Genomic DNA, 10,928 nt, shown 5'->3' with positions numbered 1-10,928 from the left:
AATGGCAGTTAATGGATTTTGATTTTCAGGAATTAAAAAATCTTTTATTTACTTGGCAGGAAGGAATGCAGGATAATAATGCATGGTCAGCTTTATTTTGGTGCAATCATGATCAGCCTAGAATAGTATCAAGATTCGGAGATGACAAAAAATATCATAAAGAATCTGCTAAAATGCTTGCTGCGGTTATGCATTGTTTGAGAGGTACTCCTTATATTTATCAAGGTGAAGAAATAGGTATGACTAATGCTTATTTTAACAATATTAATCAATACAAAGATGTCGAGTCTATAAACTATTTTAATATACTTAAAAATAATGGCATAGAAGAAAAAGAAATATATAAAATACTTCAAAGCAGATCAAGAGATAATTCAAGAACTCCTATGCAATGGAATGACAAAGAGAATGCAGGATTTTCAAGTGCTGAGCCTTGGATAGAAGTTATTTATAATTATAAAGAAATCAATGCAGAAAATAATATTAAAGATGAAAACTCTATATTTAATCATTATAAAAAATTAATCAAATTAAGAAAAGATTATAAAGTTATTTCAGAAGGTAAAACTATACCTATATTAAAAGATGATAAAAATGTATTTGCTTTCATAAGAGAATATAATAATGAAAAACTTTTAGTCATAAATAATTTTTACGGAAATGAATGCACTATAGATTTAAGCAATATTGATTTTGATATAAAAAATTCAAAGCGTCTTATTTCAAATTATGATAATATAGTTATTGATAATATTATAAAATTAAAACCTTATGAATCTATAGTTTTATATCATAATTAAAATTAATTATATTTTATCTTTATCAATTTTAAATCGGCTGATATCATAAATAGAGAAGGCAAAAGTACCAATGTCAAAAGGGCAGCAAATAAAAGTCCGTAAGCCATAGCCATAACCATAGGTACTATCAAATCAGCACGTCCTCCTATACCATAAACTGTAGGAAGAAGTCCAAATATTGTAGTAACTGTTGTTAAAAATATTGCTCTGAATCTGTCTCCTGCACCTTCAACTACTGCATTAAGCACATCTTCTTTTGTATGTATATTTCCTTGTTCAAGTATTCTGTTTATCAAGTCCACCATTATAATACCATTATTTACAACTACACCTGCAAGCCCAACTATACCAACGGCACCAACAAATGACATAGGCATTCTATGTGCTGCAAATCCAAGTATAACTCCTATTATTCCAAATGGTATAATACCTAAAATCATGAAAGGCTGAACGAATTTATTAAATTGAAGAAGAAGTATTACATATATGGCAATTAAAGCAATAACATATCCCCATGCAATACCTATTATAGAGCCTCTAGTTTCTTTTACCTCACCAGCAAACTCTACGCTTATATTTGGATATTCTTTTGATATTGAATTAAAATAATCCTGCATTTCAGAAGTCACTTGTATAGCAGTATTTTTCCCTTGTTCAATATCTGCAGTCATAGTTATAGATTTTTTACCGTTATAATGTCTTATGCTTGACTGATTATTTGTAATATATATGTCAGCTATATCTTTTAATTGTATGAGTCTGTAATATGTATTTGGTATATAAAGATTATTAAGCACATTAGTATCATAAGTATACTGTTTATCTAGCCGCACCCTAAAATCTAATTTATTTTCAAACTGCTGAATTGAAGTAGCTACTATTCCTGCATAAGCCGCTCTTAATTCTCTTGCCGCATAAGCAACATTAACTCCAAGTTCTGCCATTCTGTCATAATCAAATATTACTCTTAATTCTTCCTGTCCTATTTTATCATCATCATCATAATTTATTACACCGTCCAAACTTAAAAGATGTTCTTTCATTTTATTCTTTACTTCTTTAACCATAGCAGTATCATTTCCTATTACTTTTATATCAACTGCTTTACCCGGATTTATAGGAAGTTTGGTATTAACTGTTATTAATGCCAATTCATTTTTTATTCCGCTTTTTTCTATTGCTAGATTTAAATCATAAACTATATCATAAGCTATTTTTTTTCTGTTATTAGCAGGAACTAAATATATCATAGTACCTGCAAGATTATCCATTTCTTCTGATACTTCAACAGTATTTTTATCTAATTGCTTTCCTAATAAACTGTATACTGCTATTATATCATTAGTGTTTATAGTTTCATAAATAATATTTTCTACCTGCTGAAGATATTTTTCGGTTTTGTATATAGAACTTCCCACTCCTGTATCAATATTGACAACTATAACATCAGCACTGGTATCGTAAACTAAAGTAAACTTTGCAAATATTACTTTCGCTATAGCTAATGTTATAAGCAATGTAACTATAAAAAATATTAATACAGCATATCTAAATTTTAATGTAAATCTTAAAAATTTAACAAAAGGTATTTTTAATTTATCGAATAATTTATCTTTATCAAAATCAAGAGGATTTTTGAAATTAAATCTTTTTCTTTTATGCTCTCCTGTAAGTTCTTCTTTTGTTATTAAATTATTAGGTAAAAGCAGAACTGCCTGAAATATACCCACAACTAAAGCTACAATTACAACTCTAGGATATTGATTGATTAATCTTCCCATAGTTCCAGTAACAAATATTATAGGAGCAAAAGATGCAACTGTTGTGAGAGTAGAAACAAGCATAGGCATAAATACTTCGCCTACAGCACTTTTTGTAGCATTAAGTCCTTTAATTCCTCTTTGATGATAATTAAAAATATTTTCTGAAACTACTATTGAGTTGTCAACTATCATACCTAAAACTGTTATAATTCCTCCTAAAGAAATTATATTAAAAGTTATTCCTGAATATGTCATATAAATTAGAGAAACTGAAATAACTATAAGCATTCCAAGAGAAGTAAATATTGCACTTTTAAAATCCAAAAATATTATAAGTATTATAAATATTATTATGAATCCTGTAATAATATTTGAAGAAACCGCATTAAGTAAGTCATTAATTGTTCTTGAGTTATCAGCCATAGGAACTATTTCTATATTGTTTGGTATAGATGCTTTATTGTTTTCAAAGTATGCATTAACATTATCTATAGTTTTTAATATATCAGCATCCTCTTTTTTTATGATATTTACAGAATATCCATGCTGACTATTAACTCTCATATATACGCTTTTATCAACAAATAATTCTTCAACTCTTGCTACATCTCCAATTCTTACTGGCTGTCCATTGAATATAGAACGTATAATAACATTTGTAATAGATAATGGATTTTGAAATTGTCCTGTAGTTACAAGAAGTTTATTCTTTTCTTCTAAATCAGCATTTTCATCCGGCTTCATACTTCCGCTTGTAGAACGTATATTTCTTAAAGATAATGCCTGTACAATTTCTGATAATGAAATATAATACTCGCTTAATTTATTAGGGTCTGCTAGTATTTGAATTTCCGGATCTGTTCTTCCATATACTTCAATATTTGCAACTCCGTCTACATATTTTAATTCTTTTTCAATTTTTTTGGATATATCATAAAGTTCTTTATCGCTTCCTTCCATTCCTTTTTTGAATCTTATTCCTAAATTATATATAGGAAGTCTGTTTGCATTAGCTTCAAAAATTTTTATTTCTTCAACATCTTTTGATACATTAGGAGCATTCTGAAGTCGTCTAAATATTTCATCTTTAACAGGTCTCGAGTCTTTGAGATTCATATCTATTCTTATAGTGAGTATTCCGGCATTTTCTATCATTATAGAATAAAACTCATCAATACCGGCTATAGTCTGAAGCTCATCTTCTATTGGAATCATTGCATATTGCTCAACATCTTCAGGAGAAGCACCAGGATATATAACCTGAACTATCATAACATCAAAGTTAGTTGATGGAAAAGCTTCTTTCTTTATATTAAGATAAGAGTATATTCCTACAGCTAAAGTTACTAAAATAATAACATTAACTAATAATCTGTTTTTTGCAAATAGTTCTATTATTCTATCCATATTTTCAATTCCAATAAAAATATTAATTCTAATTATTAAGCAGTACCAGAGAATTATAGTCCATAACAGTGATTATTATCAAATACTGCAAATTAAGAAGTTCTGCTCTTGCCTGTGCTAAATCCAGTCTTGCATTGATTATTTCATCTGTAGGAAGTCTTCCTTGTCTGAATTTTGCATTCTGCGTATTTATTCTTGAAACTATTGCATTAACTTCCAATTTTTTATTCTCAAGCATTTTTTTATAAGTCTCAAACTCATCATAATAAGTTCCAATCTGTACATCGAAATCTCTATTAACTCTGTCAAAATCAGCAGTAACAGCATTCAAAGCAGCATAAGCATCTTCCATTTTAGCTTTGGCATCTCTTCCGCCTATAGGATATGAGAACATAAGCCCTACAAAATAATCAACATTAGTCATAGTAGAAAATGATTTAAAATATCCGCTGTCATCTAAACTAGATAATGATACGCTTCCCACCATAGATAAATCAGGTAAGGCATTATTTTTCATTATAGAAATAGCATATTCGCTTCTTAATTTTAATTGATAAGCCATTTGTCCCTGAGCACTTTCTAAAAATGGTACTATGTTTATTTCTGCATTTATAGAAGTTTCTAATGTCTGATTCCAATCATATTCATTAGGTATTATATTTTCTTCCGGTATAAAAAATTGTATATTTCTAATAACTTTTTTAAGCATTAATTCAGATTTATCCCTAGCTTCTATATATTTTAAAGTTTGTCTTCTTGCATTTTGATAAGAATCATTGTCTATTACACCGCTTCTATATCTTTTATAAACTTGATTTTCAAAGCTTCTGGCTTCTCTTATCATTTCATTATATAATGCTATTAATTTTCTTGACATTATCCATTGATAGTACATTTTTTGATATGATGTTAATACGCTTTGATCATCTATTATTCTTTTTAATTTAGCTATAGTAAGCTGATACTCTGCATCTTTTATTGGGTATCTATCAAGTTTACCAAAAAAATCTCTGAGTATAGGCTGAGCTATTTGTATTTTTATACTAGGATAATAATATTTAAAATTATTAGTACCTAAATTAGGAAGTTTTCCATTAATCGTACCAATAGGAGTATCTACAGGCAGTATAATATCTCCTGTATTAAAATCACCAAAGAAACTGTCATGCTTTATTTCTACAGACCATCTGGTTCCAGAGTAGGGTATAAGTCCGCTGAATCCTGCTCCTATTCTAAAACCATTATAATTAAAATCTGATGTTGGTAAAAAACTGTATTCATCAAAATGGCTTTGCTTTCCTATAGCACCGGCCTGCAAATCAAATTTTACATCTCCGGAACTTTTTGCTTTTGTTAAATTATTTGCTGCATTGCTTTCCTGAGAAGCTGTTAATTTCATTTCCGGTATTAAGTTTTTTATTCTTTCCATATACTGAGTATAAGGAAGGATAATAGTTTCATTAGTTTGAGCAAAGATTATAGAATTCAAAAAAAGTGTATATAAAACAATAAAATATATTAATTTCTTTGACACTTAACAACACCTAGCAAAAATATTATATATATTTTATTGTTTTTAATTATAATATCAAGTACAGTAAAATTACTATTGTATGATAAACTACATTTTGATATTTTTGTAAATTATTTTTTATTTATATAAACTTATATTTTATTAATCTCTCTTTAACTTTATTAAAACATATACACTATCAAGCAATAAAGCAAATAATATACAAAGTAAACAAAATGGTTGAAAATTACTAAATATTTTAAAAGCGATTGAATTTCCTGTCTCTAATTTGATTAATGCATTTATAAAATCAATATTAATTACATCATATGATAAAAGCCATAATGAAGCAGCAATAGCAGATACTATATCAATTCCAATAAACAATGCAGCTATTTTTTATTGAATGTATTTGAAAACATTTTTATAATTTCTCTTGATACAAGCATAAAAATAAATATCACAGGAAATAAAAAATTTCTCTTTACAATATTAGTATTAAAAAATTCTAAATATTCATTCTTTATCTTGAATGAAAATATTTCAGGCGACAATAATAAAAGTAATAAAAATATAATTGATGCTGTTATTATAATAATTGATTTATATATATTTGCTTTTTCATTAGGAGGTTTTGGAAGATTATCAAAGTCTATAAAATTGGAAATATTAATATTTCTATTTGAAATAAATAAAAATATTAATGTTACAAAAGAAAATGCTAATAACATTGAAGTACAAATATTGCTTGATATATTAATCAAATTCAAATATTCATTATTTATAAATATATTGATTATTGATGAAACTATTACACCTAAAAATGTTGAAGATAATACAATTTTTAATATAAGTTTATAATATATATAATACGGATATCCTATTAAGCATTTATTGTAATCAGTATCATATTTATGAGCAAGTTCATAAGGATTTCCAATTTCTATTAATATATTTTTAATGTCTTTTATTTCACAAGATGAGTTAGAAAATCTTTCTTTAATTATATCATCAATTAAAGTCCTTATTTCATTTGAAACATCTTCTCTAATTTTATAGGGCATTGATTTTGTAACAGCATAAATATATCTTTCAATAATATCTTCTATTTTCTTATTTTCATTCATATAAACTCCTAATATATTATTCATTAATAATTTTATTAATATTGGATGAAAATTCCTTCCAATGATTAACAGCCTTTTTTAAAAATTTATTTCCATCTTCTGTTATTAAATAATATTTTCTAGGCTTATCTTCTTTAGTGTTCCATTCACTTTTTAAAAGTCCTTGATTTTCCAATCTTCTCAAAAGAGGGTATAAAGTATTGGCTTCAACAGTAATACCATGTTCTTTTAATTTAGCTATCAAATTATATCCATACTCTTCTTTTTTTAATTGACTAAGCACAACTATTATCAATGTTCCTCTTCTTAATTCCTGCATCAAATTGGATACTATATCATCATAGTTCAATATTAAATCCTTTAGATATTGTTTAGTATATTATACTGTGTAATACACAATATATCAATATTAAAAAGCAATTTTTTTTTGACAAACTTTATTTTTATTGTAATATTATTTTAATAATGTTTTTTAATAAGATATGTTTTTATTTATGAAAAATGAAAAAAAAGATTTGAGAATACTAAAAACTGAAAAACTTTTAAAAGAATCATTGCTTGAACTTTTAAAAACAAATTCCTTAAAAGATATAAGCGTAACTGAAATATGCGATAATGCTATGATAAATAGAGTTACATTCTATGATCATTTTAATAATAAAGAAGAATTATTGAATTCTATAATAGAAGATATAAAGCAGGATATTGTAAAAGAATTAAAAAAAGATAATTCAATATATGACTTTAGAAAAAATTACAGAAAAATTTTAGAGAAAGTTATAAATTATTTTGATGATAACAAACACTATTTTAATGTTTCTTTAATAGATTATAACAATACATCATTATTTGTCTCATCATTATATAAGATATTCACTGAATATTTAGATGAAACTATGAAATGTGACAATATTGAAAATACAAAAATAATGTCTCAATTTTTTTTCCGGAGCATTAGTATCTGTTATATTCTGCTGGGTTAAAGATGATAATAAAATAAAAAAAGAAGACTTACTTAATAATATATGAATCTTATTAGAAAAATCACTAAAATAAAAATTATATAGTAATTTTATAAGTTTACATAATATTTTTACAATTCTGACTTGATAATAGTTATTTTTTATATATACTATAATTTATAAAAATAGAATGAGGGGTTTATGTCGAATATCGGTATTATAGGTGCTGGAGGATGGGGCCTTGCTCTTGCAAACATATTTTCAGAAAAGCATAATGTTAAAGTATGGGTGCATAGTGAACAAAGCTATAAATTATTAAGCACAACTCATGAAAATGATAATTACTTAGAAAATATACAATTAAATGAAAATATAGAATTTACAACAGAAGTGGGAGAAGCTGTAAATGATAAAGAAATAGTTATAATAGTAACTCCGTCATTTGCATTTTCTCAAGCCTGCGAAAATATAGAACCATATATAAGCAATGAACAAATACTTGTATCAGCTACAAAAGGTCTTGATAGAAAAACCGGTAAAACTATGAGTGAAGTTGCTAGAAGTATAATATCCGGAGATTTATCAATACTTACTCTTTCCGGTCCTTCTCATGCTGAAGAAGTTGCTAAAGGAATACCAACTGCCGTTGTTATAGGAGGAGAAAAAGGTGTTTCTGAATATGTAAGAGATACATTAACTGTTCCTCCAAAATTTAGAATATACAATTCAACGGATCAAAAAGGGGTTGAAATAGGAGGGGCATTAAAAAATATTATAGCCATTGCAGGCGGTATAGTTGATGGGCTTCATCTTGGAGATAATACTAAAGCTGCTCTAATAACTAGAGGTTTGCATGAAATAGTAAGGTTTGCCTTAAGCAAAGGAGCTAGAATAGATACAATGTACGGACTTTCCGGTATAGGAGATTTAATAGTTACATGTTCAAGCGGATTAAGCAGAAATAATAGGCTTGGAAGAGAACTTGCTAAAGGAAAAAAATATCAGGATGTAATAGCCGAAAATCATGGACAGGTTGCTGAAGGAGTATATGCTACTACTGCAGCTTATGAGTATGCACAGAAAAACAATATTTATATGCCTATAACAGAAGCAATATATAATATACTATTTAATAATGCCAATATACAAGATACGTTAACAGAACTTATGAGTAAAGATGCTAAAAGTGAAGGATTCTTTTAAAATTATATTTTTGTCATATCCAAAGACTGCTGAACAACATCCTTTAATACTATAGAAGCTTTTGCATTATTAATATCTTTAAACTCCAATATAACATGAGTAATATTATCAATATCTAATCTAAACTTTGTTGCTTCAGATGAAGGATCTCCTACTTTTACCACTCCTCTGTAAACCATCCATCCCTTTAATACTACATTAGCATATCCATTTTCTTTCAAATCAATATTAAATGTAAAATAAGGACTTTTACTCTTATAATAACCAGCTCTGTCTTTTAATTTTATTACTTTAACTGCTGCTATTTCTTCTTTATTATGATATTCCACAGATGATATTGTTTGTATATTTTGAGTTTTACATGCTATAAATGAAATACTAATAAAAAATAAAATAATATATAAAAATTTCATGCATATATGATATATGATTTTTTAACAATTTCAAGATTTTTTTATGCTTGAAAGAATATGATATTTATTATATTATATATCTACTTTAATATTAAAATTTAAATATATGAGGATATTTATTGAATGAATAGAAAATTAGATGAAAATAGAATAAAAGAAGGAGTAGGCGGACAGGCTGTTATAGAAGGTATAATGCTTAGAAATAAAAGTCATTATGTTGTTGCTGTAAGAAAACCTGATAAACAAATTGATTTTATAAAGCAAAGTATACCAGAAAATAAAAATAAATTAAGTAAAATGCCTTTTTTCAGAGGTGTTGTTAATTTTATAGATATGATGAAATTAGGATATAAAACTTTGGTATTTTCTGCTAATACAGCTGGTCTTGAAGAAGAAGATGCAAAAAAAGAAAATAAACCTAAATCTGAAAAAAATGATAGCATAGCAATGACTTTAAGTATGTTGGTGTCTTTAGCATTTGCTGTTGGACTTTTTATAGCATTACCTTATTTTATTACAACACTTATAGGTATAAATGAAAAAGAAAATTTTGTTATATTTAATTTAGCTAGAGGCGGAATAAAATTAGCTATATTTGTTTTATATCTTCTTATAATATCATTTTACAAAGATATAAAAAGAGTGTTTGAATATCATGGCGCAGAGCATATGGTTGTAAATGCCTATGAACATGGACTTAACCCAGACACTGGTAATATTAGAGAATATACTACTATACATCCTAGATGCGGTACTACATTTATGTTTCTAGTATTAACAGTTTCAATTTTATTATATATGTTTACAAGTTATTTTGTATATACTTATATATATGCTTCTTATACACCGCCAAAAATAGTTGGAAATTTAACAGTACTATCTATAAATATAATATTGCTTCCTATTGTTTCAGGTATTTCTTATGAGATATTAAAATTAGGATTCAAATTTTACAATTTCCCTCTTATGAGAATTGCTATATTGCCTGGACTATTGCTTCAAAAAATTACTACTAGAAGACCAAAAGATGATGAAATAGAAGTAGCCTTATTTGCATTAAGTAAACTATTAGATAATTCTGTTGGAAACAGAACAGAAGAAGATGTTAAAAATGATATTAATAAAACCGAAGGACAATCTAATTTAGAAGAAAAACTATGCGTATAAAGAAACGTCTTATAGAAAAAGATGATTATTATGAATATTCTGCAAGTTATATAAAAAAGTATATTTTAATAACATCTGTAATTTTATTTTTTGTAACATCTGTATTTCTTTTTATATATATGAACTATAAAGTTGTACCAAATAAATCGTACAGCAGAAATGATCTCCCTGTATTAGATAAAGCAATAACTTCTGTTACAAATAATAAAGGAATATATTATACTGGTAATTTTTCAGAAATACCTAAATCAATAGATATAAATAACAATATGGTTGAAAATTTATATTTATATTTATTTCATGATAATCATATAATATTTTGGAAATTATATAAATATGGGCTTAAAAGATATTTTTCATACAATGCATTTAATATATTGGATGGAGATTCTCAAAATTTCATAATAAAGGAAGATGAAAAAGATTTCTTAGATTTTTATGATAATTTTATACGTTCTCAATTTAGGAAAAATGTAGGCGAGCTAAATCTAGAAATACCAAATTTCTATAATACTAAAATATCATTAAAAACTTCTATAAGCAATTTGATAGATACAGAGTTTTCATTTAAAT

The 10,928-nt window shown here is 26.3% G+C and carries 9 protein-coding genes and 1 pseudogene; 5 read left to right on the top strand and 5 right to left on the bottom strand.

The features are described 5' to 3' along the window. Positions 1-800: alpha-amylase family glycosyl hydrolase (locus tag Q0J90_RS09425; RefSeq protein WP_297277661.1), on the top strand; the 800-nt coding region annotated here is incomplete at its 5' end. Between the two features lie 2 nt (positions 801-802). Here the strand turns inward: Q0J90_RS09425 and Q0J90_RS09420 are convergent. The 4 genes from Q0J90_RS09420 to Q0J90_RS09405 form a co-directional block, all read right to left on the bottom strand. Beyond that, on the bottom strand, positions 803-3,970 hold the full coding sequence (locus Q0J90_RS09420) for an efflux RND transporter permease subunit (protein WP_297277660.1): 3,168 nt from the start codon (positions 3,968-3,970) through the stop codon (positions 803-805). A 28-nt stretch (positions 3,971-3,998) separates the two neighbouring features. Then, positions 3,999-5,504 carry a TolC family protein gene (locus Q0J90_RS09415; protein ID WP_297277659.1) on the bottom strand — a complete coding sequence of 502 codons (1,506 nt, stop codon included), beginning with the start codon at positions 5,502-5,504 and terminating at the stop codon, positions 3,999-4,001. A gap of 371 nt (positions 5,505-5,875) precedes the next feature. Beyond that, positions 5,876-6,610, bottom strand: a complete 735-nt coding sequence (locus tag Q0J90_RS09410; RefSeq protein WP_297277658.1) for a hypothetical protein — start codon at positions 6,608-6,610, stop codon at positions 5,876-5,878. Positions 6,611-6,626: 16 nt separating this feature from the next. Beyond that, complete coding sequence (locus Q0J90_RS09405; RefSeq protein WP_297277657.1) at positions 6,627-6,959, bottom strand: PadR family transcriptional regulator; 333 nt, start codon at positions 6,957-6,959, stop codon at positions 6,627-6,629. Positions 6,960-7,104: 145 nt separating this feature from the next. Between Q0J90_RS09405 and Q0J90_RS09400 the strand changes: the two genes are divergently transcribed. Further along, positions 7,105-7,593, top strand: coding sequence for a TetR/AcrR family transcriptional regulator (locus tag Q0J90_RS09400; protein WP_297277656.1), 489 nt, complete (start codon positions 7,105-7,107; stop codon positions 7,591-7,593). A gap of 180 nt (positions 7,594-7,773) precedes the next feature. Further along, positions 7,774-8,775: an NAD(P)H-dependent glycerol-3-phosphate dehydrogenase gene (locus tag Q0J90_RS09395; RefSeq protein WP_297277655.1), complete on the top strand. Its 1,002-nt coding sequence runs from the start codon at positions 7,774-7,776 to the stop codon at positions 8,773-8,775. Positions 8,776-8,777: 2 nt separating this feature from the next. Here the strand turns inward: Q0J90_RS09395 and Q0J90_RS09390 are convergent, their stop codons facing one another. Then, entirely contained in the window at positions 8,778-9,188 is a 411-nt protein-coding gene (locus Q0J90_RS09390; RefSeq protein ID WP_297277654.1) for a hypothetical protein, read from the bottom strand. A gap of 123 nt (positions 9,189-9,311) precedes the next feature. Between Q0J90_RS09390 and Q0J90_RS09385 the strand changes: the two genes are divergently transcribed. Both Q0J90_RS09385 and Q0J90_RS09380 read left to right on the top strand, forming a co-directional pair. Then, complete coding sequence (locus Q0J90_RS09385) at positions 9,312-10,355, top strand: DUF1385 domain-containing protein (RefSeq protein WP_297277653.1); 1,044 nt, start codon at positions 9,312-9,314, stop codon at positions 10,353-10,355. Continuing rightward, positions 10,346-10,928: pseudogene (locus Q0J90_RS09380) on the top strand (hypothetical protein); the annotation flags it as partial. The gene Q0J90_RS09385 and the pseudogene Q0J90_RS09380, both read left to right, overlap by 10 nt.

This window comes from uncultured Brachyspira sp., from assembly GCF_944390595.1.
In the GTDB taxonomy this organism is placed as follows: Bacteria; Spirochaetota; Brachyspiria; order Brachyspirales; family Brachyspiraceae; genus Brachyspira.
This window is presented reverse-complemented; position numbering and strand designations above follow the sequence as displayed.